At 60.6% G+C, this 24,887-nt stretch carries 22 protein-coding genes; 11 read left to right on the top strand and 11 right to left on the bottom strand.

Going from position 1 to position 24,887, the window contains the following annotated elements; translation table 11 throughout:
* Positions 1-62: 62 nt before the first annotated feature.
* Positions 63-1,739: an MFS transporter gene (locus J4E42_RS21980; RefSeq protein WP_207286133.1), complete on the bottom strand. Its 1,677-nt coding sequence runs from the start codon at positions 1,737-1,739 to the stop codon at positions 63-65.
* 216 nt (positions 1,740-1,955) lie between these two features.
* On the opposite strand from J4E42_RS21980, the gene J4E42_RS21985 reads away from it, so the two are divergent.
* Complete coding sequence (locus tag J4E42_RS21985) at positions 1,956-2,720, top strand: alpha/beta fold hydrolase (protein WP_207286134.1); 765 nt, start codon at positions 1,956-1,958, stop codon at positions 2,718-2,720.
* A gap of 33 nt (positions 2,721-2,753) precedes the next feature.
* On the opposite strand, the gene J4E42_RS21990 is transcribed toward J4E42_RS21985, so the two are convergent.
* Positions 2,754-4,412: a M48 family metallopeptidase gene (locus J4E42_RS21990; protein ID WP_207286135.1), complete on the bottom strand. Its 1,659-nt coding sequence runs from the start codon at positions 4,410-4,412 to the stop codon at positions 2,754-2,756.
* A 423-nt stretch (positions 4,413-4,835) separates the two neighbouring features.
* Here J4E42_RS21990 and J4E42_RS21995 point away from each other — a divergent pair, with 423 nt between their 5' ends.
* Positions 4,836-5,276, top strand: coding sequence for a phage infection protein (locus J4E42_RS21995; RefSeq protein WP_145316151.1), 441 nt, complete (start codon positions 4,836-4,838; stop codon positions 5,274-5,276).
* 152 nt (positions 5,277-5,428) lie between these two features.
* Entirely contained in the window at positions 5,429-5,995 is a 567-nt protein-coding gene (locus J4E42_RS22000) for a chorismate mutase (protein ID WP_008040441.1), read from the top strand.
* 24 nt (positions 5,996-6,019) lie between these two features.
* Here J4E42_RS22000 and J4E42_RS22005 read toward each other — a convergent pair whose 3' ends face one another.
* Positions 6,020-6,925 (bottom strand): glycine betaine ABC transporter substrate-binding protein, encoded by a 906-nt coding sequence (locus J4E42_RS22005; RefSeq protein WP_008033329.1) that lies wholly within the window; start codon positions 6,923-6,925, stop codon positions 6,020-6,022.
* 315 nt (positions 6,926-7,240) lie between these two features.
* Between J4E42_RS22005 and J4E42_RS22010 the strand changes: the two genes are divergently transcribed.
* The gene (locus J4E42_RS22010; RefSeq protein ID WP_032832534.1) at positions 7,241-9,277 is read left to right on the top strand and encodes an NADH:flavin oxidoreductase; all 2,037 of its coding nucleotides are present in this window, start codon (positions 7,241-7,243) and stop codon (positions 9,275-9,277) included.
* Between the two features lie 43 nt (positions 9,278-9,320).
* Here the strand turns inward: J4E42_RS22010 and J4E42_RS22015 are convergent, their stop codons facing one another.
* From J4E42_RS22015 to J4E42_RS22025, 3 genes are all read right to left on the bottom strand, one after another.
* Positions 9,321-10,097: a pyrroline-5-carboxylate reductase gene (locus J4E42_RS22015; protein WP_207286136.1), complete on the bottom strand. Its 777-nt coding sequence runs from the start codon at positions 10,095-10,097 to the stop codon at positions 9,321-9,323.
* Positions 10,087-10,794, bottom strand: coding sequence for a TetR/AcrR family transcriptional regulator (locus J4E42_RS22020; RefSeq protein WP_008033332.1), 708 nt, complete (start codon positions 10,792-10,794; stop codon positions 10,087-10,089). Before J4E42_RS22020 ends, J4E42_RS22015 begins: the two co-directional genes overlap by 11 nt.
* Positions 10,795-10,897: 103 nt before the next feature.
* Positions 10,898-11,287: a cytochrome c family protein gene (locus tag J4E42_RS22025; RefSeq protein WP_008040445.1), complete on the bottom strand. Its 390-nt coding sequence runs from the start codon at positions 11,285-11,287 to the stop codon at positions 10,898-10,900.
* A 185-nt stretch (positions 11,288-11,472) separates the two neighbouring features.
* Here J4E42_RS22025 and J4E42_RS22030 point away from each other — a divergent pair, with 185 nt between their 5' ends.
* From J4E42_RS22030 to J4E42_RS22055, 6 genes are all read left to right on the top strand, one after another.
* Complete coding sequence (locus J4E42_RS22030) at positions 11,473-11,958, top strand: adenosine-specific kinase (protein ID WP_008040446.1); 486 nt, start codon at positions 11,473-11,475, stop codon at positions 11,956-11,958.
* Positions 11,959-12,117: 159 nt separating this feature from the next.
* Positions 12,118-13,491 (top strand): glutamine synthetase family protein, encoded by a 1,374-nt coding sequence (locus tag J4E42_RS22035; RefSeq protein ID WP_008040447.1) that lies wholly within the window; start codon positions 12,118-12,120, stop codon positions 13,489-13,491.
* A gap of 7 nt (positions 13,492-13,498) precedes the next feature.
* A complete protein-coding gene (locus J4E42_RS22040; RefSeq protein ID WP_207286137.1) occupies positions 13,499-14,890 on the top strand; it encodes an aldehyde dehydrogenase family protein in 1,392 nt (463 codons plus the stop codon).
* A 3-nt stretch (positions 14,891-14,893) separates the two neighbouring features.
* Positions 14,894-16,054, top strand: a complete 1,161-nt coding sequence (locus J4E42_RS22045) for an iron-containing alcohol dehydrogenase (RefSeq protein WP_008040449.1) — start codon at positions 14,894-14,896, stop codon at positions 16,052-16,054.
* Positions 16,055-16,162: 108 nt separating this feature from the next.
* Positions 16,163-17,719 (top strand): amino acid permease, encoded by a 1,557-nt coding sequence (locus J4E42_RS22050; RefSeq protein WP_207286138.1) that lies wholly within the window; start codon positions 16,163-16,165, stop codon positions 17,717-17,719.
* A 219-nt stretch (positions 17,720-17,938) separates the two neighbouring features.
* Entirely contained in the window at positions 17,939-18,358 is a 420-nt protein-coding gene (locus J4E42_RS22055) for an organic hydroperoxide resistance protein (protein WP_008040451.1), read from the top strand.
* Positions 18,359-18,409: 51 nt separating this feature from the next.
* Here the strand turns inward: J4E42_RS22055 and J4E42_RS22060 are convergent, their stop codons facing one another.
* Both J4E42_RS22060 and solA read right to left on the bottom strand, forming a co-directional pair.
* Complete coding sequence (locus tag J4E42_RS22060) at positions 18,410-18,745, bottom strand: hypothetical protein (protein ID WP_207286139.1); 336 nt, start codon at positions 18,743-18,745, stop codon at positions 18,410-18,412.
* Positions 18,746-19,631: 886 nt separating this feature from the next.
* Positions 19,632-20,792 carry an N-methyl-L-tryptophan oxidase gene (solA, locus tag J4E42_RS22065; RefSeq protein ID WP_207286140.1) on the bottom strand — a complete coding sequence of 387 codons (1,161 nt, stop codon included), beginning with the start codon at positions 20,790-20,792 and terminating at the stop codon, positions 19,632-19,634.
* Between the two features lie 295 nt (positions 20,793-21,087).
* On the opposite strand from solA, the gene J4E42_RS22070 reads away from it, so the two are divergent.
* Positions 21,088-21,360, top strand: coding sequence for a DUF2790 domain-containing protein (locus J4E42_RS22070; RefSeq protein ID WP_207286141.1), 273 nt, complete (start codon positions 21,088-21,090; stop codon positions 21,358-21,360).
* Between the two features lie 48 nt (positions 21,361-21,408).
* Here the strand turns inward: J4E42_RS22070 and J4E42_RS22075 are convergent, their stop codons facing one another.
* The 3 genes from J4E42_RS22075 to J4E42_RS22085 all read right to left on the bottom strand — a co-directional run bounded on the left by J4E42_RS22075 (position 21,409) and on the right by J4E42_RS22085 (position 24,874).
* Positions 21,409-22,347, bottom strand: coding sequence for a LysR family transcriptional regulator (locus J4E42_RS22075; RefSeq protein ID WP_207286142.1), 939 nt, complete (start codon positions 22,345-22,347; stop codon positions 21,409-21,411).
* Positions 22,348-22,413: 66 nt separating this feature from the next.
* Positions 22,414-23,364 carry an aldo/keto reductase gene (locus tag J4E42_RS22080; RefSeq protein WP_207286143.1) on the bottom strand — a complete coding sequence of 317 codons (951 nt, stop codon included), beginning with the start codon at positions 23,362-23,364 and terminating at the stop codon, positions 22,414-22,416.
* A gap of 31 nt (positions 23,365-23,395) precedes the next feature.
* Positions 23,396-24,874: an efflux transporter outer membrane subunit gene (locus tag J4E42_RS22085; protein ID WP_207286144.1), complete on the bottom strand. Its 1,479-nt coding sequence runs from the start codon at positions 24,872-24,874 to the stop codon at positions 23,396-23,398.
* Positions 24,875-24,887 lie beyond the last annotated feature (13 nt).

The following is a 24,887-nucleotide window of genomic DNA, read 5'->3' on the forward strand; positions in this document are numbered from 1 at the left end:
GCCAGCCGCCATCACCGCAGCAACGGATATACCCCCACCCAATCCCAAAAACCCTCCCAACCCTAGGTGTGATGAATCTCCCGATCCTTGGTTTCCGGCAAAAAGAACGTCCCAAGAATAGCCGTCATCACCGCAATCACGATCGGATACCAAAGCCCGTAGTAGATATCCCCCGTGGCCGCGACCATGGCAAACGCAACCGTCGGCAGGAAACCGCCAAACCAGCCATTGCCAATGTGGTACGGCAACGACATCGAGGTGTAGCGGATACGCGCCGGGAACAGTTCCACCAGCCACGCCGCGATCGGGCCATAGACCATGGTCACGTAGATCACCAGGATGGTCAGCAGCAACAACACCATCGGGTAATTGGTCTTCGCCGGATCCGCCTTCTCAGGGTAACCGGCGTCCTTGAGCGAGGTGCCAAGGGTCGCGACGAAGGCATCGTTGCGGGTCTTGAAGTCGGCGGCCGGCATGCCGGTGCCCTCGAAGCTCTCGACCACTTTGCCGCCAATGCGAACCTGCGCAACGGTCCCCGGTTCGGCTTTTTCGTTGATGTAGGGGATGGCTTTCTTCGCCAGTACCGTCTTGGCAAGGTCACAGGAACTGGTGAATTTCGCTTTGCCCACCGGGTCGAACTGGAACGAACACTGGTCTGGATCAGCGACCACCGTGACCGGGTTTTTCGCCTGTGCCGCGAACACGTCGGGGTTACCGTACTGGGTCAACGCATGGAAGATCGGGAAGTAAGTCACCGCCGCCAGAATACAACCGGCCATGATGATGCCCTTGCGGCCGATACGATCGGACAGGCTGCCGAATATCACGAAGAACGGCGTGCCGATCAGCAGCGAACCGGCGATCAGCAGGTTGGCGGTCTGCGGGTCGATCTTGAGCATTTGCAGGAGGAAGAACAGCGCATAGAACTGCCCGGTGTACCAGACAACAGCCTGGCCGGCAGTACCGCCGAGCAGCGCCATGATCACAATTTTGAGGTTTTCCCAACGGGCGAAGGATTCGGTCAGCGGCGCTTTGGACGACTTGCCCTCGGCCTTCATTTTCACGAACACCGGCGATTCGCTGAGTTGCAGGCGGATGTACACCGAGATGATCAGCAGCAGGATCGACAGCAGAAACGGTATCCGCCAGCCCCAGGCCTCGAACGCTTCCGTACCGAGAACGGTGCGGCAGGCGAGGATCACCAACAGCGACAGGAACAGACCGAGGGTCGCGGTGGTTTGAATCCACGAAGTGAAATAACCGCGCTTGCCCTTCGGCGCATGCTCCGCGACGTAGGTCGCCGCCCCGCCGTACTCACCGCCCAACGCCAGGCCTTGCAGCAGTCGCAAGGTGATCAGGATGATCGGTGCCGCGACGCCGATGGTCGCGTAGCCGGGCAGAAACCCGACGATGGCGGTGGAGATACCCATAATGACAATGGTGATCAGGAAGGTGTGCTTGCGTCCGATCATGTCGCCGAGTCGCCCAAACACAATCGCGCCGAAAGGCCGTACGGCAAACCCCGCGGCGAACGCGAGCAGCGCGAAGATGAAGGCGGTTGTCTCGTTGACGCCGGCAAAGAAGTGCTTGGCGATGATCGCGGCGAGAGAGCCGTAAAGGTAGAAGTCGTACCATTCGAACACGGTGCCCAGGGACGAGGCGAAGATGACCTTGCGCTCCTCCCTGGTGATCCCGTGGTTGGGCACGTTGCCCGTGGTGGTGTTGTCGATTGCGGCCATGAGTCTTCTCCGTCTTGCTCTTGTTGTAGGCCGGAGCACCTCACTAGCATCGTCGCACCCAGGCCCTGGGGCTGAAGTTATCGGACTACGGAATGCACAAAGCCTGGCAACAGGCTGACCGCCTCACATCACTGCAAGGTTTCATGAAGCATAATCACCTTCGTGCAGATATCCACTCGCCAGCCTGCAAACCCTCAAATACGCGGAGAACCCGCCATGAATCAGCGCAAAACCGGCTACGCCCCCGTCAACGGCCTGCGGATCTATTTCGAGATTCACGGCGCAGCGCACCCCACGCGACCGCCCCTCGTCCTGCTGCATGGCGGCGGCGACACCCTTGAAACCTCATTCGGTCAGATCCTGCCGGTGCTGGCGGCTGAGCGTCAGGTCATTGCCATCGAACAACAGGGTTATGGGCACACAGCGGACATCGTCGACCGTCCATTCAGCTTCGAGCAATCCGCGGACGACACGGCGGCACTGCTCGCGTATCTGCACATCGGGCGAGCGGACCTGTTCGGTTTCAGCAATGGCGGCACCATCGCCTTGCAGGTGGCGATCAGGCATCCGGATGTTGTGCGCAAGATCGTGGCGGCGTCGGCGCTGGTCAATCGTGACGGCGCCTATCCGTGGCTCTGGGAAGCGATGGCCAACGCCACGCTGGAGAACATGCCGCCAGAGTTGCAGGAGGCGTACCTCAAGGTCGCGCCGCAGCCCGGTAATCTGCGGCTGATGCATGACAAGGCAGCCCAGCGCATGCGCGATTTCAAGGACATCCCCGACGACGATATCCGCCGCATCACCGCGCCGACGCTGGTGGTGGTCGGCGATGCGGACGTCATCCGCCCCGAACATGCCGTGCAGATGTTCCGGTGCCTGGCACACGCGCAGCTCGCCGTGCTCCCCGGCACCGATCACATGCAGGTGACCACGCGCACCGAATGGCTGGTGCCGATGATCGACGCGTTTCTCGATGCCTGAAAACGGGCGTCGTGACGCCCGTTGTCAGGGGGCTTAGCCCTGACAGCAGCGCGCCCCGACACGGCAAAAACAGGAGGCGGTGATTTCCACATCGGCCCGCGCCATGGCCAGATCGAGGCGGGTTCGCGCCGCCGCGGCTTCGGCGTCCCGCCCCAAGCGTTTCAGGCATTCCACATAACCGTGGAGGCTCCAGACATTGTCCAGATGCCAGGACGCACGGCTGAGCGTGTCGTCCAGCCCCAGATCGGCCCGGTAGGCCTGCAAGGCTTCTTCCACCCGCCCCTGTTCCAGCAGCAGCGCACCCAGCGCGTGTCGCACCGGTTGCATCCAGCCCCAAGGCTCGTCGTACGGCAGGTTGTCGTCCAGTGACTGCGCCTCGCGCAGGTGAGCGAACGCGCTGTCGTAGTTGCCTTTTCGGTACTCGATTTCCCCGTGCAGCATGGCGCCGGCCACCGCCAGGATATCGGTGCATTGATTGTTGAAGAGGTAACGCGTTGGCGGCACGCGGGTCAGCGCATTGATGAACAGCCGTTGTTCGGCTTGCGCGGCGGCGATATGCCCGTTGGCCGCGTGCGCCACGCCTCTGGCGTAATGCAGCATCGCGGTGGTCACGCAGTACAGTTCCTGGTCATTGGGCAATGGAGTGGCGAGGATGTCCTGCCATTTGCCGAAGCGGATCTGCACATGGACCTTCATTGACACGAAGCTTTCCAGCCAGTCGGCCATGGGCGGTTGCTCGATGCGCAGCAGTTCTTCCTTGATGGTCGACATCAGCTCTTCGGCGGCGTCCAGCGCCGGTTGGTATTGCCCGAGGAACATCGCCGAGTAGAGTTTGAAGTGGTAGTTGTGGCATCGATACAGGGTGTAGAAGTTGAGCGGCCCTTCCCGCTCCAGGAATTTTCGGTCGGCCAGGATCGCTTGGCTATTGGTGTTCATGGCCCCACGGTAATCGCCGCAGAGCACATCGATGTGCGACGGCATGTGGCGCAGGTGCCCGGCGTCCGGCACCAGGTCGCGCAGAACATCGGCGGCGCGCAACGCTCGTTCGGGATGGGGTGACATTTCCAGGGTGTGGACGTACATGTGCAGCACGCCGGGGTGCGGCGCACCGCCCAGCGCCTGCTCCAGCACAGCCAGCGCTTCGAGGGTGTCGGCGCCCGGCGCGGGTTCACCGGTTGTCAGATCCCACAGCAGCCAGGGTGTGCGGTCAATCAAGGCTTCGGCAAACAGCGCCGCCACATCGGGATCGTCGGGAAAGGCTTTATAGACATCGCGCATCGACGCCGCGTAGGCATCGTTCCAGGTGAATAGTTGTTCAACACTTTCGGCAGCGTCGGCCTGATAGCGTTGCTCAAGCGCCCGGATCAGCGCTTGTTCCACCGGTTTTGCACCGTCGCAATGCGCCAGCGCAGTACGCGTCGCCAGTCGAGCCTGGGCGACGGCGTCTTTCAACTCCTGTTCGATAAACGCGTCCCAGCGCTTGTTGTAGTTGGGGCCGCTGGCATAGGCGATTCCCCAGTAGGCCATCGCGCAATCGTGGTCGTGTTCGATCGCCTTGCGGAAACAGCGGATGGATTCATCGTGGTTGTAGCCGTAGCACCACAATAATCCGCGGTCGAACCAAAGCTGAGCCTGTGGCGAACGCGTCGTTACGGGGCGACTGTAGGTGCCCAAATCGTAATAGTCGTGCATCGGTTTACCCTCTCGATCAGAGCCTGGAACCTCGCAGAAAACGCCTCACGGCCTGACTTGCCGGAGACCGTCGATAGTTCGGGAGATCCAGCATACCCCGGCTGTTCCGGCCGGGCGGTGCAGCCGACGACAGGCTGGCGCCATGGAGTTTTTAGGACATTACTCACCAGCCCCCCTGTAGGAGCCAGCTTGCTGGCGATGGAGTGTCAGCTAAGGAAATGTCGACTGACACACCATCGCCAGCAAGCTGGCTCCTACAGGGGGATGCGGTACTGAGCAGGCTTGCGCCCAGACGCCCTTTCGCATCAATTGCAAACCATTGCCGGCGTCGATAGTCACCATCAACTCAATGAAGTTCTCTTAAAAATTGTGCGGCGTAACATCAGCTCCATACCAAACAACTACATCCCGGAGCACACCATCATGAAACGCCAACTCTTCCTCAGCATCGCTTTCTCGGTTTTTGCAGTTAACGCTTTTGCCGCTTCTTCTGCTCACCCGGTTGTCGCTGAAGGCGGCTCGGATCGTCTGATTGAAAGTCGTGTGGCCGAAGGTGGTTCTGATCGCCTGATCGAAAACCGCGTTGCCGAAGGTGGTTCCGACCGCCTGATCGAAAACCGCGTTGCCGAAGGTGGTTCCGACCGCCTGATCGAAAACCGCGTTGCCGAAGGTGGTTCCGACCGTCTGATCGAAAACCGCGTTGCCGAAGGTGGCTCCGACCGTCTGATCGAAAACCGCGTTGCCGAAGGTGGCTCCGACCGTCTGATCGAAAACCGCGTTGCCGAAGGTGGTTCCGATCGTCTGATCGAAAACCGCGTTGCCGAAGGTGGTTCCGACCGTCTGATCGAAAGCCGCGCCGTATGAATGAATAACCCTACCGCGGTACTCAAAAAGAAGCCCGGCCTGACCCGCCGGGCTTTTTCGTGCACAAATAAAATCAGCTCCCCCTTAATGCCACTGGCACACCTGTGATACATAGCTCCTGATTGCGAGTCCCGTATCCAATGAGGTTGCCCATGTTTTTCTCCCCACGCCTGCTGCTGACCTGCGCCCTGTCCGGTTTACTCGCTTGCGGCGCACAAGCCGGCACGCCCTCCCCGGCACCCGCCAGTTTGCAACCGCTGCTGGTGACGATAAACGAACGCCTGAACATTGCTGATCTGGTGGCGCTGACCAAATGGGACAGCCACAAACCGATCCAGGACAGCGCCCGGGAAGCACAAGTCATCGCCAATGCCAGGAATCAAGCGGTTACCCGCAAACTCGACCCGGACGAAATCGCCGAGTTGATCGCCGCACAGATCGAAGCCAACAAACTGGTGCAATACGGACTGCTCGCGCAATGGCAAGCGGCAGGCAACGCGCCTGATGTGCCGCGGCCGGACCTTGCCAATCAAATCCGGCCACAACTGGATGAGCTGCAAAACCGCCTGTTGCAGCACTACGCCGATTTCGCGCCCTATCGCAAAGACCCGAACTGCGCCCAGTGGCTGGCCAAAGAGCGGTCGGCGCTGATCAAGGATGGCCTGCATGGCCAGGCATTGATCCGCGCCACCGGGGACTTGTGCATCATCGGTCGATGAGTCACCTGCCGTCTGCCAGTGCACTCAAGGCTGGCGACTGCTGACACTCTGCGCGCCCTTCTCGAACATCGCTTCGAAACGGGGCTTGTTGGCGGCGTAATAAGCGGCGACGGCCTGGTCGGAAGAGCTTTGGCGCGCCTGCATCATCAACGCTTCGAGATCAGCCTGAGGGATCGAGTAGTGGGCGAAGAAGTACGCCACTTCCGGATACTCCTGGCTGAAGCCCTTGCGCGCCATGGCGTGAATCTGCTCGGCGCCGCCAAAGATCTTCTTGGGATCATCCAGATAGCGCAGCGGATATTTGGAGAACATCCAGTGCGGACTCCAGGCATTGACCAAGGACCATTTGCCGCGTTTGAGGTTACGGTCCAACTCGTTGAGCATGCCGGACTCCGATGAGGCCACCAGCTTGTAACCATCGAGCTTGTACTCCTCGATGGCCTTGACCGTGAGCTTGTACTGGCCGTTGCCGACCTCGGACGTGAGGATCTTGCCGTCGAGCTTTTCCCTGACCTGCGGTTTGTTCAGGTCCTCGACGCTCGCCACTTCGCTGATCGGCACCGAGGTCGGCACCGTCATACCAATACGTCCTTCATAGAGCACGCCGAGGTCTTCGAGCCGGTCCTTGTATTTGTCGTAGAACGCCTTGTGGGTACTCGGCAGCCAGACCATCGGGATGAGGTCGATATTGCCGTTGGCCAGGGCCTGGAACTGAATGCCGATGTCGGCCATCACCAGTTTCACCGGTTGTTTTAAATGTTCCTGCAACGCGGTGGTGGCGAGCTTGACGGTGATTTCGGTGTCGGACCAGTTGACCCAGCCAATGCGCACAGGTTGCTGTTCCGCCGCCTGAGTCAGCGCCGCGTGGGTTCCAAGCGCCAGTCCGAACAGGCAGGCACAGGCTGTTTTTCGATACGAATGAGCGTTCATCAGGCGTCTTCCTATTTTACGGTGATAGGCAGGTTGTCTTCGTTTGAACGGCCTTACGGTCGTGAACAGTGCAGTCTTCGCTGCTTCGAATTCGGGCAGCACAGCCCTTCTCCACCGAATCCCTCGCAATCCCTTTTCACATCGTGCCGGGCACGACTGTCGCTCCTCTGCACCCTTTCGAGCCTGATCTTATCGGCGACTTTTGTGTTGCGCAAGAAAAATGTACACGTGTGTCATGAGCAATTGACACCTATGTACATTTATCCTAATTTCAAGTCGCCGAGCCTGATGAAGCCCACTTTGGAGCGCACCACGATGTCCAGCGATCCCTTGCTGCAACCCTACAAGATCAAGCACCTGACCCTCAGAAACCGGATCATGACCACGGCGCACGAGCCGGCCTACCCTATCGACGGCATGCCCCAGGCGCTCTATCGCGCCTACCATGTCGAGCGCGCCAAGGCCGGGGTTGCCCTGACCATGACGGCGGGCTCGGCGGCGGTCTCCCGGGACAGCCCGCCAGTGTTCAACAACGTGCTGGCCTACAAGGACGAAGTGGTCGGATGGCTCAAGGACCTGACCGATGAATGCCACGAACATGGCGCCGCCGTCATGATCCAGTTGACCCACCTGGGCCGGCGCACTCGCTGGGACAAGGCCGACTGGTTGCCTGTGGTCTCGCCTTCGCACCGTCGCGAGGCGTCGCATCGCTCGTTCCCCAAGAAGATGGAAGACTGGGACATCGAGCGGATCATCAAGGACTACGTGGACGCGGCCGAACGCATGCAGGCCGCCGGCATGGACGGCCTGGAATTGCAGGCCTACGGGCATTTGATGGATCAGTTCTGGTCGCCGCTGACCAACGATCTCGACGGCCCTTATGGCGGCTCGCTGGAAAACCGCATGCGCTTTACCTTCGACATCCTGCGCGGGATTCGCCAGCGCGTCGGCGAAAACTTCCTGTTGGGCGTGCGCTACACCGGCGACGAAACGCTGCCGGGCGGCTTCAACGCCAGTGAAGGGATGCAGGTGTCGCACATGCTCAAGGACAGCGGGCTGATCGATTTCCTCAACGTGGTGCGCGGCCACATCGACACCGACGCGGGCCTGACTGATGTCATCCCGATCCAGGGCATGCGCAACTCACCGCACCTTGATTTCGCCGGTGAGATCCGCGCCTCGACGGGTTTCCCGACCTTCCACGCGGCGAAGATTCCCGACGTCGCCACGGCGCGCTACGCGATTGCCTCGGGCAAGGTCGACATGGTGGGCATGACCCGCGCGCACATGACCGATCCGCATATCGTGCGCAAGATCATCGAGAAGCGCGAGGAAGACATCCGCCCTTGCGTAGGCGCGAACTATTGCCTGGACCGGATCTATCAGGGCGGCGCCGCCTACTGCATACACAACGCGGCGACCGGTCGCGAAACCACCATGCCCCACGAGATTCCCAAGGCGGCGCACCAACGCAAAGTGTTGATCATCGGCACCGGCCCCGCCGGGCTGGAAGCAGCGCGTGTCGCGGGCGAACGCGGCCACGACGTCACCGTGCTGGAGGCAGCGGACCGGCCCGGCGGGCAGATCCGGCTGACGTCCCTGAACGAACGTCGCCGCGAAATGATCGGCATCATCGACTGGCGAATGGCGCAGTGCGAGCGCCTTGGTGTGAAGTTTCACTTCAACACCTGGGCGGAAGCCGACACCGTACTGGCCCACGAGCCGGACGTGGTCATCGTCGCGACCGGAGGCCTGCCTGACACCGAAGTACTTGCCCGAGGCAACGAACTGGTGGTGTCGACCTGGGACATTATTTCCGGCGACATCAAGCCTGGCCGCAACGTGCTGATTTTCGATGATGCCGGCGACCATGCCGCCTTGCAGGCTGCCGAAGTCATCGCACAAAGCGGCGCGACCGTGGAGATCGTCACGCCCGACCGTGCATTTGCGCCGGAAGTGATGGCGATGAACCTGGTGCCCTACATGCGCAGCCTGCAAGACCTCGACGTCACTTTTACCGTCACGTACCGCGTCGAGTCGGTGGAAAAGCGCGATGGCAAGCTGGTCGCGACCTTCGGCAGCGACTACGGCAAGGTCAACAAGCAGCGTGTCGTCGATCAGGTCGTGGTCAACCACGGCACGCTGCCGCTGGACGACCTGTATTTCGATCTTCGCCCTCACTCCAGCAATGGCGGCGCGGTGGAACAGCACGACCTGATTGCTGGTCACGCGCAACACATCGTCACCAACCCTCAAGGGCGTTTCCAGCTGTTCAGGATCGGTGACGCCGTGGCGGCCCGCAACACGCATGCGGCGATCTACGATGCCTTGCGGTTGGTGAAGGAAATCTGAACCTCGCCAAACATCAATCGAGGGAGCTTTTGCTCCCTCTTTTTTACATCCCGCGTCGGGCGACAGCCGCACCGGCCTGTACAGCCTGGCCAACGATGGTGTCGATATGTTGATCAGCCATCGACTGCAACGCCGCTGCCGTCACACCGCGATAAGCCATGAGGGCGTCGATCATTTGCAGGGGATCACGGCTGGCCAGTAACTGACCGCCACCCACCACCACGCCGTGCGCGGCACGTTGTGCGATCGCCTCGGGAATCCCCGCGACCACCGCCGATTCAACCAGCGCCCTGTAAAGCATGGCCGGGAAAGCAGGCCCGGTGCCGGACAGTGCACTGAGGTAATCGATGCAATCCTCATTGGGCACTTCGTCCGCCGAACCGACGCATTCAAAAAGTCGTTGTACCCACTCGCGGTCCTGTTCGCTCAACTCACCGGCGTTGTACCAAGGGGTGAATGACTGGCGGATTTCCACAGCTGCATTCGGCATCGCCCGCACCACGACTTGCGCACCGGTGGCGGCGCTGATGGTCGCCGCAGGAACACCGGCCATCAGTGAAATCACCCGTTTGCCCCGGGCGTCGATCTGCAGTTCACGAAATTGCTCCGGGCGGATCGACAGCACCACGACGTCGCTAAGCTCAACCAACGCCTGGTTATCCGCCAGCACCCGCACGTCTGGCCCGAACGTGCTGCTGCCGGAACGGTTCGAAATCAGCAGGCAATCGGCAGCGATGAAGCCGCTTTCCAGCACCGCGTCAGCGATTGAACGGCCCAACCAGCCGGTGCCGCCGATGATGCCCAGGGTTCTATTCGGCATCGGGCGTCGCCTCCTCGAAGGTGTCGACCAGCGACACGAAAACACCCGGCTCTTTTTCCGCGTAGCCGAACTTGCCAAAAAAACGGTCGAGCTCGCGACGCTTCGGTGCCTTGCCGGTAAACACCGTGACGTACTGCGGAATGCGCCGGAAACGCACGACGATGTCCTCAGTGGTTTTCATCGAGATGTAGCCGATCTGCGTCAGGTAGATCGTCCTGGCCCGTGCATCGGCGGCGTCGGTCTCGTAGCCGAACCGGCGAAACATGCCGGCCAGGGCATTGATCCGCGCCTCGTCAGCCGCGGCGATTTCGTCGGCCACCTCGGCGGACTGCAACGCCCAACTGCGCACGGCAAACTCGAACTGCGAGTCGAACAGCTCGGGGTTCACCCAGCATTCGAAAACGTTGAGGATGGCTTCGGAAATGCTTTCGGCGTAACTCTCGCACTGGCTGATCAGCCCGCCGGTGTTCTTGTCGCGCCAGCGGGTCAGGAGCGCCGCCAGCAGTTGCTCGCGATCCTCATAGAACCAATAGAAACTGGTGCGCGACAGGTTCAGCCGCTTGGCCAGCGGCATCACGCGCACCGCGTCCACGCCGGATTCCTTGAGGGCATCGTAGGCGGCGTCCAGCCAGCCATTGACCGAGCCGCGCCAGCCGGCGTCCTGTGCCTTGGTCCGTGTCTTTCCTGTCTGCGACATCCTCGGGTACCACCGTGTTCTGAAAATGTCGCTCCACTCTACGCTGCACGCCCTCGTGCGTACACAAAATGTACATCGACGTACATTTCAACGACGCATTTGATTACTGCGGCTGAAACGTCTGCAAGTACGCCAGCACATCCTCGATCTTCTCTGGATCGCTGAGCCCCCAGAAAATCATCCGGGTGCCGGGCACCACTTTCTTCGGCGCTTCGAGGTAAGCCGTCAGTGTCTCGCGCGTCCAGACAATGCCGGCGGATTTCATCGCGTCGGAGTACTGGTAGTCCGTCACGCTTCCCGAGGGACGGCCGAAAATGCCGTTGAGTTGCGGGCCGAAGCCGCCCCGCGCCGACTCGCCCACTTGATGGCAGCCGCCGCAGATCCGCGTGAACAGTTTCGCCCCGGCTTCAGCATCCCCCGCCGCTGCCGCCGGTGTGCAAAATGCCCCTGCGGTCAGTGAAAGGACGAAGGTGAGGGTTACAGCTTTCATCATGTTCGGTTCCAGTGAAGTCAATCGGCGCACCCGGTGCATTTTCGCGCCTACCTTACCCGATTACCGCCGCCCGACGTGCGCCGGTCGCTCAAGCGTCGGCCTGGGCGCGAATCTCCTAAAATGAATCGTGAGACTTGAACGGTTGCCAGCCCCTGGCAACACCGTCGTGAAAGGAGGTGTTCGAGATGCAACTCATCACGCAGAAAATCGATAAGCCGCAAGACACGAATTTCATCCTGGGCCAGACCCACTTCATCAAATCCGTCGAGGACATTCACGAAGCGTTGATCAACGCAGTGCCAGGCATCCGCTTCGGCGTGGCTTTTTGCGAAGCCTCGGGCAAATGCATGGTGCGCTGGTCCGGCACCGATCCCGCCATGATCAAACTGGCCCAGAGCAATGCCCAAGCCATCGGCGCCGGGCACAGCTTCATCATCTTCCTGGGTGACGGCTTCTACCCGCTGAACATATTGAACACGGTCAAGACGGTTCCAGAGGTGTGCCGGATCTTTTGCGCAACCGCCAACCCCACTGAAGTGGTGCTCGCCGAGACAGCACAGGGACGCGCGATTCTGGGTGTGGTGGATGGCTTCTGCGCCAAGGAAATTGAAGGCGACGAAGACATTCTGTGGCGCAAAAACCTGTTGCGGCAGATTGGCTACAAGCTGTGAATTTAGCGGCTCATAAGGACTTGCAGTTTTCAACAGTAGGCTAAGCTTGGATCAGCTTATTGCTCACGATGCTCGATTCTGCAGGGTTTTGGTTGTTCTGGAGAGCGTCTGCAACAGCTATCTCAGACAGGCCCAACCCTTTCACGCAGGATTGACGTGATGACCGAGCCCCTCCTCAGCTTTGATGCACTCAAGCGCGCGGCTGCCGCTGGCGAAATCGACACCGTATTGGTCTGCATGGTCGACATGCAGGGACGCCTGGTCGGCAAGCGCTTCCAGGTCGAGTTTTTTATCGACAGCGGCCACGAAGAAACCCACTGCTGCAATTACCTGCTGGCCGACGACATCGACATGGAACCGGTGCCGGGTTACGCCGCAGCCAGTTGGAGCAAAGGCTATGGCGACTTCGTGCTCAAACCGGACATGTCCACGCTGCGGCGCGTGCCCTGGCTGGAATGCACGGCGCTGGTGCTCTGCGATGTACTCGATCATCACCATCGAAAGGACTTGCCCCACAGCCCGCGGGCGATTCTGAAAAAACAGGTCGAGCGCCTGCGTGAACGGGGCTACACCGGCATGTTCGCTTCTGAGCTTGAGTTCTACCTGTTCGATGAGAGCTACGAGGCGATCCACCAGCGCAACTATCACCAACCGAAAACCGCCGGGCATTACATCGAGGATTACAACATCCTCCAGACCACCCGCGAGGAACCGGTGCTGCGGGCGATTCGCAAGCATCTGCAAGCGTCGGGCATTCCCGTGGAAAACTCCAAGGGCGAATGGGGCCCCGGCCAGGAAGAAATCAACATTCGTTACGCCGATGCCATGACCATGGCCGACCACCACGTCATCATCAAGCATGCCTGCAAAGAGATCGCGCAGCTGCAAGGCAAGGCGATCACGTTCATGGCCAAGTGGCGTTATGACGCCGCCGGGTCCAGCAGCCATATCCATAATTCGCTGTGGGACAAGAACGCCAAGAAGCCGTTGTTCTTCGACGCCAAAGCCGAGTTCGGCATGTCGAAACTGATGCGCGCCTGGGTCGCCGGGCAGCTGAAGTACGCCAACGACATCACCTGTTTTCTGGCGCCCTACATCAATTCGTACAAGCGCTTCCAGGCCGGCACTTTCGCGCCGACGCGGGCGGTCTGGAGCCGCGACAATCGCACCGCCGGCTTTCGTTTGTGTGCCGAAGGCAGCAAATCCATCCGCATCGAATGCCGCATCGGCGGCGCCGACCTCAACCCTTATCTGGCCTTCGCCGCGCTGATCGCGGCGGGCCTGGCCGGGATCGACGAGAAGCTCGAACTCGCCGCGCCGTTCGAGGGCGATGCCTACCTCGATGAGCATTTGCCGGAAGTCTCGAAAACCCTGCGCGATGCCTGCTCCGCCCTCAAGGGGTCGAGCATGTTGCGTGAGGCGTTCGGCGATGAAGTGGTCGATCACTACGTGCACACCGCCGAGTGGGAGCAGAAAGAGTACGACCGGCGGATCACCGACTGGGAACTGCAGCGCGGCTTCGAGCGCTATTGAGCACACCATGACTGCGAAGATTCAGCTTATTTCTCCGGTCGATGGCCGGGTGTACGTCGAGCGCCAACAAATAGATACCGCCCGGCTCCTTCAGGCGCTTGAGGCGGCTGCAACGGCCCAGGCGCAATGGAAGCGCCGACCACTGAGCGAGCGTGCAGCTTTTTGCAGTGCCGCTGTGGACGCGATGCTCGCCATGAAAGATGAAATCGTGCCGGAGCTGGCCTGGCAAATGGGTCGACCGGTGCGTTATGGCGCTGGCGAACTGCGCGGTTTCGAAGAGCGGGCCCGGCACATGATCGCTATTGCGCCCGAAGCGCTTGCAGCCGTTGAGCCCGCACCGGTCGCGGGTTTTCGGCGTTACATCAAGCGCGAGCCGCTAGGTACGGTGCTCGTGATCGCCCCGTGGAACTACCCCTACCTGACCGCCGTCAACACGATTATTCCGGCGTTGATGGCGGGCAACAGCGTGATCCTCAAACACGCCTCGCAAACCTTGCTGGTCGGCGAGCGTTTCGCTGAAGCTTTTCGCCGAGCCAATCTGCCTGAAGGGTTGTTCCAGAACCTGCTGCTCAGTCATGCCAGTACCGCAGTAGCCATCGTCACCGGCGATGTACAACAGGTGAACTTCACGGGTTCGGTGGACGCTGGCCTGCAAGTCCAACAAGCCGCCATCACGGATTTCATCGGCATGGGCCTGGAGCTCGGCGGCAAAGACCCCGCCTACGTTCGCGCCGACGCCAATCTCGAACACGCCGTGGAAAACCTGGTGGACGGCAGCTTCTTCAACTCCGGGCAAAGCTGCTGTGCGGTCGAGCGCATCTATGTGGACCAGAAAATCTATCCCGCCTTCGTCGAGCGCTTCGCCGATTTGACTCGCCAGTATGTGTTGGGCAACCCGCTGGACGAAGCCACCACGCTGGGTCCGATGGTCTCGCCGGCCGCCGCAGATTTTGTTCGCGGACAGATTGCCGACGCGCTGGCCGAGGGCGCCAAGGCACTGATCGATCCGACGGCGTTTCCCGCCGACGCACCGGGCAGCGCCTATATGGCGCCGCAGGTACTGGTGGACGTCACTCATGAAATGTCGGTGATGCGCGACGAAAGCTTCGGCCCTGTGGTCGGCATCATGCCGGTGACTGGCGACGAAGAAGCCATCGCCTTGATGAACGACAGTGAGTTCGGACTCAGCGCGTCGATCTGGACCGAAGACCTCGCCGCCGCCGAACGCCTCGGCAACGAGATCGCCACCGGCACCGTGTTCATGAACCGCTGCGATTACCTCGACCCGGCGCTGGCCTGGACCGGGGTCAAGAACAGCGGACGCGGCGTCACCCTGTCGCGCCTGGGCTACGAGCACCTGACCCGCGCCAAATCCTTTCATCTGCGCCACGAGGTGTAGGCCATGAACCTGACTGGAAACTGGAACTACCCCACCAGCATTCGCTTCGGTGTCGGGCGCATCGCCGAGCTGGCCGAGATCTGCCGCAGCCAGGGTATCCAACGCCCGTTGCTGGTCACCGACAGCGGCCTGGGGCGTGCGGCGATCACCACGGCGGCGGTGGATGCGTTGCGCGCCGCCGGCCTTGGCGTCGCGCTGTTTTGTGACCTCAAGCCCAATCCGGTCGAGGCCAACCTGGCCGGAGGGCTCGAAGCCTGGCGCACCGGCCAGCACGATGGCGTGGTTGCCTTCGGCGGTGGCAGCGGCCTGGACATGGGCAAGCTCATCGCGTTCATGAGCGGTCAGACCCGACCGGTGTGGGATTTTGAAGACATCGGCGACTACTGGACCCGAGCCGACGACAGCCACATCGCCCCGGTGATTGCCGTGCCGACCACAGCGGGAACCGGTTCCGAAGTCGGCCGTGCGGCGGTGATCATCGACGAGCGCACGCACACCAAACGCATCATCTTCCACCCGAAAATGATGCCGCGCGTGGTCATCAGCGATCCGGCACTCACCGTGGGCATGCCGGCAAAAGTCACCGCCGGCACCGGCATGGATGCGTTCGCCCATTGCCTGGAGGCGTATTGCGCTCCCGGTTTTCACCCGCTGGCCGACGGCATTGCGGTGGAAGGCATGCGCCTGGTGGCCAACGCGCTGGTGCGCGCCGTCCATACACCTTCGGACCTCGAAGCGCGCGCTCACATGCTCGCCGCCGCCGCGATGGGCGCCACCGCGTTCCAGAAAGGCCTCGGTGGAATGCACGCGCTCTCGCATCCGGTGGGCGCGCTGTACGACACCCATCACGGCATGACCAATGCCACGTTCATGCCGTATGTGTTGCAGTTCAATCGCCCGGCCATCGAGGAACGCATCATCCGCCTCGCGGCTTATCTGCGCCTGCCCTCCCCCGGCTTCGACAGTTTTCTGGCCTTCGTGCTCAAGCTGCGCAAAGACATCGGCGTGCCGCACACGCTGGTTGAGTTGGGCGTGGATGACCGGCAGGCCGACCTGATCGCGGACATGGCGATTGTCGATCCCTCGGCCAGCGGCAATCCCCTGCCATTGACCAAGCTCGGTGTGGCCAGCATTTTCGACGCGGCTTATCACGGCCGCGTTTAGATCCAGAGCAGTATCGGTTGGAAAAAGGAGCAGTACGACAAGGTGTTGAAGGCCAGCCCATTGCGCACACGCCAATGGATTGAATCAAAACCTGATGGGGTACACAGCATGAACCCAGCAAGCCAGCCCGGCACCGACGCGCACGACGAGGACGTCAAGGTGCTGCACAGCATGGGCTACGCCCAGCAACTCTCGCGACGAATGGGTGTTTTCTCCAACTTCGCGATTTCCTTTTCGATCATCTGCATCCTTTCAGGCGGCATCAACTCACTGGCCCAGGGCACCTCGGGCGCAGGGGGTGCGGCGATTGGCATCGGCTGGCCCATCGGTTGCCTGATCTCCGGGGTTTTCGCGCTGGCCATGGCACAGATTTCTTCGGCCTACCCCACCGCAGGCGGTCTCTATCACTGGGGCTCGATTCTCGGGAATCGCTTCACCGGCTGGCTGACGGCCTGGTTCAATCTGCTGGGACTGGTCACGGTGCTCGGCGCGATCAACGTCGGCACCTATTACTTCTTTTTCGGGGCGTTCGGACCGGCGCTGGGAATGGAAGACACCACCACGGTGAGGGTGATTTTCCTGGCGATCCTGACCGGCATCCAGGCCTTGTGCAACCATCTGGGCATCGGCCTGACCGCGAAACTCACCGACTTCTCGGGCTACCTGATTTTCGCCACGGCGCTCGCGCTGACCATCGTCTGCCTGATTTCCGCACCCAGCTATGAGTTCGCCCGATTGTGGACTTTCGGCAACTATTCCGGTGAAGCCGGCGGCAGTGTCTGGCCACAGGTGTCGAACAGCTGGGTGTTCATGCTCGGCCTGCTGCTGCCTATCTACACCATCACCGGTTATGACGCGTCGGCGCACACCTCCGAAGAGACTCGTAATGCCGCGATGTCGGTGCCGCGCGGCATGGTCATGTCGGTGGTCTGGTCGTTGCTATTCGGTTGGGTGATGCTCTGTTCGTTCGTGCTGATGCTGCCGAACATGGACGAAGCGGCGAAACAAGGCTGGAACGTGTTCTTCTGGGGCATGAACGCCCAGGTGAGCCCTAACGTGAAATTCGCGCTGTACGTGGCGATTTTCATCTCGCAGTTTCTCTGCGGGCTGGCGACCGTGACTTCGGTGTCACGCATGATCTTCGCGTTCTCCCGCGACGGTGGCCTGCCCTGCTCGAAAGCACTGGCCTCGGTCTCGCCGAAATATCGCAGCCCGGTGGCAGCCATCTGGACCGGCGCAACCCTGGCGGTCTTGTTCGACTGGGGCTCGTCGGTGATCTCGATCGGGGCAACGCCGGTCTACACCATCGTGGTCTCCTGCACGGTGATCTTCCTGTTTTTCTCTTTCATCATTCCCATCGTGCTGGGCCTGTTCGCCTACGGAACCTCGAAGTGGCCAACCATGGGGCCGTGGAACATGGGGCACGCTTTTTACTCCTTGTTCGCCGTGCTCTCGGTGCTCTCGATGGTGGTGATCTTCGTCATCGGCATCCAGCCACCGAACGATTGGGCGCTGTACATCACCATCGGCTTCCTGGTGCTGACGGCCATCGTCTGGTTCGGTTTTGAAGCGCGGCGCTTTCAGGGGCCGCCGATGGGCGACCTGATCATCAAGCGTCAGGCAGAAATTGCGGCGGCGGAGGCTGCGTTGAACAAGCAGGCGTGAAGGCTTTACCCGTAGGAGCGAGCAAGCTCGCTCCTACGGTCACTGTCGATTTGTATCAGTGTGTATTTTTGCGCGGTGATCTTACACGGCGATACACAAGCGCCGGTTCAGGACACATCCGCATTACATGGAAGTGGAAAAGTGGGCCACATCGGAAATTCAGATGTTTTCCGATGAACAGCGATTTAGAAGCGCCCACCAACCTCAGCAGGAACCGCCATGATCAATCAAATCGACACCGTGCTTTACACCGGCAAGACCCACACAACCGGAGGCCGCAATGGCGAATCACGAAGCGACGATGGCCGCCTGGACGTCAAGCTTAGCGCCATAGGTTCTTCCGGCAGCGGCACCAACCCTGAACAACTGCTGGGCGCTGGTTGGTCGGCCTGCTTCATCGGCGCCATGGGCAAGGCAGCCATCGCGTTGAACGTGACCTTGCCGACTGACGTGTCTGTCGATACCGAAATAGACCTGGGCAAAACCGAAAACGCCTTTTTCCTGCAGGCGCGCCTCAACGTCAGCCTTCCCGGTCTGGACCCGGCGGTTGCACGGTCGGTGGTGGATGCCGCGCACCAGACCTGCCCGTATTCGAAGGCGACCCGTGGCAACATCGATGTCGTGATCAACCTGATCTAACCGGGACGACAAGCACGGCCTGCCCTTGCGGCAGGCTGCGCTGGCGATCGCTTACTGAACGTTTTTCAGCTTGATCACATCACCGGAAACCTTGGTGGTGTAACCGCTCAGGACCCAGGCCCAGAACCAGTTTTCCTGCACTTGAGTGTTGATCAGTGCATCGCCGCCCTTGGCCTTGATCGCTGCGTCTTGCGCGCGAACAAAACGGCTGTTCTGGCGAATCGGGATGACGCCGAACAGCATCAGGCCCGTGGCGCTCGCTTCACTGTGGCCAACCACCGTGTATTGGCTTGCATCGTATTGCTGAGTCTTCATCGGGGCGCCGGTGCAACCCGCCAGAACCAGGCCGAACAGGGTAACGGAAACAACTTTGCTGAGGTGATTCACTGAATGACTCCTTGGGTAAACGCCCGGGATCCGTCTCTCGGGCGGCGCACACTCTACCGGAAATGATGGCCAATTAGTATCAATTCGCCCACCTCGGCAAGCCTGGCGCCTGCGATCGTGGGGTGTCCGGGATGATGGATTCACCCCAAACCCGTAGGAGCCCGGCTTGCCGGCGATGGCGATTTCATGGACGCCTTCGCCGGCAAGCCTGGCTCCTACGGATCGCGGGGATGTCCGGGATTGGGGGTTCACCCAAAACCTGTAGGAGCCCGGCTTGCCGGCGATGGCGATTTTACGGACGCCATCGCCAGCAAGCCGGCTCCTACGGATTGGGGGATGTCCGGGATTGGGGACTCACACAAAACCTGTAGGAGCCCGGCTTGCCGGCGATGGCGATTTCACGGGCGCCTTCGCCGGCAAGCCTGGCTCCTACGGATCGTGGGGTTGCCCGGGATTGGGGGCTCACACAAAACCTGTAGGAGCCGGCTTGCCGGCGATGGCGATTTCATGGACGCCATCGCCAGCAAGCCGGCTCCTACGGATTGGGGGATGTCCAGGATTGGGGGCACACACAAAACCTGTAGGAGCCTGGCTTGCTGGCGATGGCGATTTTACGGACGCCTTCGCCGGCAAGCCGGCTCCTACGGATTGGGGGATGTCCGAGATTGGGGGTTCACCCAAAACCTGTAGGAGCCGGCTTGCTGGCGATGGCGATTTCACGAACGCCTTCGCCGGCAAGCCGGCTCCTACGGATTGGGGGGATGTTCGGGATTGGGGGTTCACGCCAAACCTGTAGGAGCCCGGCTTGCTGGCGATGGCGATTTCACGGACGCCTTCGCCGGCAAGCCTGGCTCCTACGGATCGTGGGGTGTCCGGGATCGGTAAATCAGGCAAACCGCTTCAACGAAAACGCCGACAGGTCCAGGTCACTGCTGCCACGCACGCACCACTGCGCAACCGCCTCGCCCAACGCTGCGGAATGTTTGAAACCATGTCCCGAGCAGGCCGACACCACCAGGGTGTTTTTCAGTGACGGATGCTCGTCGATGATGAAGTGCGAATCCGGCGTGACGGTGTACGCGCACACCGCCGACTTGACCACGCGCGATGTCACGCCTGCGATCCGGCCGCGCACCTGACGTTCGAACATGGCGTGTTCTTCAGCGGCGCTGACGGTGCGGTCCAGCGTGTCTGGCGAAGAGTCTTCAGTGTATTGCTCCGTCGCGACTTTCACGCTGCCCTCGCCCGGTAACGGCGGGAAACCGTAAAAGGACTGCGCCGGACCGTGGCTGAAGATGAACGTCGGTGACACCTCGGCGAACCGCGCGTGCTCCTCCTGTTCAAACCAGAACAGTTTCTGCCGACACACCCGCAACAAGCGGTCAAACGGCTGTCCCAACAAGTCCCGGGACCACATGCCGGCACTGACCACGACTTTGTCGGCGCGGATCGTGCGCTGATCAGTGGTGAGGGTGACGCCCTGCTCGTCCGAGCGGATGTGCGTGACGGTTTCGCCCTTGAACAACGTGGCGCCGTGTTCCTCGGCGAGCTGCAATTGCACCGCGATGCAGCGTTCCGGCCGGACGTAACCGCCACTCGGTTCGAAGTAGCCGACGGCAGTGTCCAGCACCTGGGAAAACTGCGGGAATCGCTGGCGAATCTGTTCGGCGGACAACACGTCATGCTCGATGCCGTAGGTGTTCGCCAGTTGAAGGGTGCGGTTCGTGAAGTCGTTGGCATCATTGGCGTCATAGCCGGGGCTGGAGGTCATCACCAGCACGCCGCACTGCTCGAACAGCGACTCGCCGGACAGTGCTTCGAGTTCACGCCAGATCCGCTGCGAGTTGCGGACAATGGGCACGTACGCCGCACCTTCGCCGACCGAAAGCCGGGTGATGCGCGTGTCCCCATGGCTGGAGCCCTGGGTGTGGGGAGGATGGTGGCGGTCGACGCCGATGACCCTGACCCCGGATTTCGCCAGTTGATACACCGTCGCGGCGCCCATCGCGCCGAGTCCGAGCACTGCTACTTCACACCGATGTTCCATATCGTCACCGTCCCGAAAAGGACCATTTGAGTCTGAAAGCCGCTGAAAACTCAAGAACGAAAACAGGGCACTATCAAGCGAAGTGTCGGGGAGAAATCAGCCGGCCTGAGCCTGCCGATTCAGGATTCAGGATCCAGGATTCATGTGAAATCCGACAACAGTGTTTGTCCGGTCGACCAATATATGGCCAAGCCATAAACACCTAGCATCGACTCAACCCAGCGAGCCATTGAAGTTGTCAGCAACTTGCTCGCCAGGCAACAACCCCGAAATAGTCGATGCCAAGGTGAATACCATGAACGTTTTAAAAGCTGCGCTGTTCCTTGCTCTTGGAAGTTTAACCGCACAGGCCTTTGCAGACGAAAGCCATGCCAATGCAGAAGCCGGCCAGGTACCCGTTGAAAATTACACCTACGGAATGAAGCTCGATATTCAGAAGATCATTACGGTGTCAGACATCGCGAACGAATGCGCACCGGTGCCGGCCCAAATGACGTATGAAGACTCTCACGGTCAACGGCATATCCTGCAATATCAAGTCATGGGCACAGGCTGCTCGAACGGTTGAGTAGCGTGCGGACGATGGAGGGTCGACACTCCATGCCTGCCGCGCCTGTTAGGGTTTTGCTGGCGAACCGACAATGTCCTCATCGGAGGCCAACAGACCCGGAATGTAGTCTTTCAGAAACTCCACCCATGTCTTGATCTTCGCATCCACGAACTTTCGTGACGGGTAGATGGCAAACAAGTTGAATTCCTCGAAATGATAATCCGGCAACACGCGTACTAACGTGCCCGCTCTCAGTCCGTCCACGGCAGACGCAATGGGTTGAATACCGATGCCCATTCCATTCTTGATCGCGACCGTCATCGCATCGGCGGTGTTGACGTGGAAGGGAGAGACCGGAATGTTCACCGTCTCCACGCCGTCCGGCCCCTCGAATGCCCAGTTTTCAACCGGCATGACCGTATTCACAATCCGCAGACAATCATGTGTGCCAAGCGCCCCTGGAGAATCAGGGTGCCCGCGTTTCTTCAAGTACGCCGGCGAAGCGCAGAGGATGCTGTAAGTGATGCCCAGCCTTTGCGCGACAAACCCGGAATCGGGCAGGTCCCGCGCTAACACGATCGACATGTCATACCCCTCCTCCAGCAAATCGGGCAGCCGATTGGTCAGGGTCAGATCAAACATCACCGAGGGGTGAGTCTCTCGGTACCTGGCAATCGCATCGATCACGTAATGGTTGCCGATGGCCGACATCGCGTGAATCTTCAGCCGGCCCACCGGCGTGATGTGAGCGGTTCCTGCCTCCTCATCGGCTTCACGCACCTCTTCAAGAATTTTCTCGCAGCGCTGCAAGTAGCGCACACCGGCTTCGGTCAATGCCAGGCGTCGAGTGGTGCGGTTGATCAGGCGTGTTTGCAGCCGGGCCTCCAGACTGGTCACCGCTTTGGAAACGTTAGTCGTGGTGGTGTCCAGCATCTGCGCCGCCGCCGTAAAACTGCCGGTTTGGGCGACAGCCACGAAAAAACGCATGGTCTGGAAAATGTCCATCGCTAGGCCTCAAGGGTCTGGATAAAAAAGGGCGACCTTACAGAAAGTCGCCCCTCTCGAATCGGATTACTTCTTGCGCGCAATAAACCCGGGAACACCGGTTTCCACCACCGAGTTGAACCGTACCCGAGTGGTGATCTCTTCCTTGATTTCAAGCATCGCCCGGTGTGGCAGCGTGGACAGATCGAAGTTTTCCCGGATGTGGCTCGGTGTCGCCGACGTGGTCAGAAACGCCACGCCCCGCTGCACCGACCAGGCCAGCGCCACTTGCGCCGGGGTCTTCCGCACGCGCCGGGCGATCCCGGTAATCACCGAATCTTCCAGCACATTGGGCTCCATGCCGTGGCCGAGTGGTGCAAACGCCAGGACGATAATTCCATGTTGCTGACAAAACTCAAGCAGTTCCCATTCCGGCAAATAAGGATGGGACTCGACCTGCACGACGGCGGGTTTGATCCGCGCCTCGGCGACAATCGCCTGCAACGCCGGCAACGTAATATCCGACAAGCCGATGGACTTGCACCGACCTTCATCCACCAGACGCTCAAGTGCCCTCCATGTCTCGATCAACGTGACCCCTGAATCGTAGATGACGTTGCCTTGCTCGTCCCTCGGGTCCTGGTTTTCACCGGGTTGAAAGGCAAACGGCGTATGGATCAGGTAGCAGTCGATGTAGTCCACTTGCAGCCGTCGGCAACTGGCCTCGAACGCCGGTTGAACCCACTCGGGGCGATGGTTGGTGTTCCACAGCTTGGTGGTGATGAACAGCTCTTCGCGGCGGATTGTTCCGCTCGCCATCACCTCTTGCAGGGCAATGCCGACCTGTTCTTCATTTCGATAACGTTCTGCACAATCGAAATGACGAAAGCCCGCGTGCAGAGCCTCCTTGACCGCTTGCGTGGTGACCGCAAGATCTCGAAACAGCGTGCCGAACCCAACCGCCGGCATTTCACCCGCGCCATGGTTGAGCGCAAAACGCTGATCGCGAAGTGCATCGTGAAAGGCTTCGTAAGGCATCTCTTTACTCCAATTGTCGGGGCCGCAGCCGCTATTGATACGCAGGGTTCTGTGCTTCGCGTGTGGCCACCCGTTGCTCGAATGCGCCAACGGAATTACCGCCGAGCGCGACGTACAGGCGCACCGTGTCGAGGTATTGCGCCGTCCTGATCCGGATTCGGCCCAGCAACGCCTGCTGATAAGCGCGCTCCGCTTCCAGCACCTGGAGAATGCTGTTTTCGCCTTGCGCATAGGCTTGCTGGTTCAAGCGCAAACTGGTTTCGGCCGCGCGCAATGCGTCTTCCTGGGCGAGGTTTTCCTCAGCGTCATGGTTGATGGCTTGCAACGTGTCGGCGACCTGGCCGAACGAACTGATCACGGTTTGCTGGTAACCGGCGAGCGTCGCGTTGTAGCCGTCGATGGCAGCCTGACGTTCAGCCTTGAGCGTTCCGCCATCAAAGATCGGCCCCGCCAGCCCTGCCGCAAAGCCCCAGAGTGCGGCGCCGCCATTGCCCGAAGCGGCCTGTGCCAGCGACGCGGACAACGTGACATGGGGATAGAGGTTCGCGGTCGCGACGCCGACGGCAGCGCTGGCCATGTGCAGTTCTGCTTCTGCCTGGCGCACATCCGGCCGGTCGTGGGCCATTTCAGAAGGCAAGCTGACAGGCACATTGGCCGGCAATACAAACTCGGCCAGGTCGAAGTCCGGCGCGATCCAGTCGCCCGGGCCTTTGCCCGTCAGAATCGAGAGTGCGTGGCGAGCCGAGTCGCGCTGCTGAGCCAGAGGCGGCAACAACGTGCGGTCCTGAGCAAGCCGGGTCTCGGCCAGCGAAACATCGATCTGCGTGGTGCTGCCATTGGCGTGGGCCATGCGCACGAGGTCGAGGTTTTTCGCGTCGTTGGCCAGCAGTTTCTCGACGGCTTGCATCTGCGCATTCGCAGACGCCACCAGCAACGCCTGACTGGCGACGTTACCGGTCAGGGTCAGGTACGCCGCTTCGTAGCGATGTTTTTGCAGATCGGCAAACGCTTCCTGTTGTTCCACCAAGCGCTTGTTGCCGCCGAACGCGTCCAGGTCAAAACCGACCCGTGGCCCGATTGCATAGAAGTTGGAGACGGCCGGCTCTTTGGCGTTATGAACCCGTTGACGGCCCGCCTGGGCGCCAAAATCGACTTGCGGGTACAACGCACCTTCCGCCGCCGTCACCGAGGACGCCGCCTGGCGAAGGGTTGCATCCGCCGCCACCAGTTCAAGATTGCCCGCAATGGCCCGACGTACCACCGTGTCGAGCTTCTGCGAACGGAACGCCGTCCACCAGTCACCGCGGACCTTCTGGCCCAGATCAATCTGCTTGTTGCCACGCTGACCAAGACGCTGTTCGGCCTGTTGATCGTAGTGCTGCGACTGGCTCGGCGCAGGCATCTGGTAGTCGGGGCCGACGGTACAGGCGGTCAGGAACACCAGCACTGCCGCCGCGCCGAACGTGGTTTTGAACGTCTGTCTGTTGATTGCGAGCGCATGGGATTTCATTTGGCACACTCCA

The sequence above is a fragment of the Pseudomonas sp. FW300-N2A2 genome (assembly GCF_017351735.1).
Classification (GTDB): Bacteria; Pseudomonadota; Gammaproteobacteria; order Pseudomonadales; family Pseudomonadaceae; genus Aquipseudomonas; species Aquipseudomonas migulae.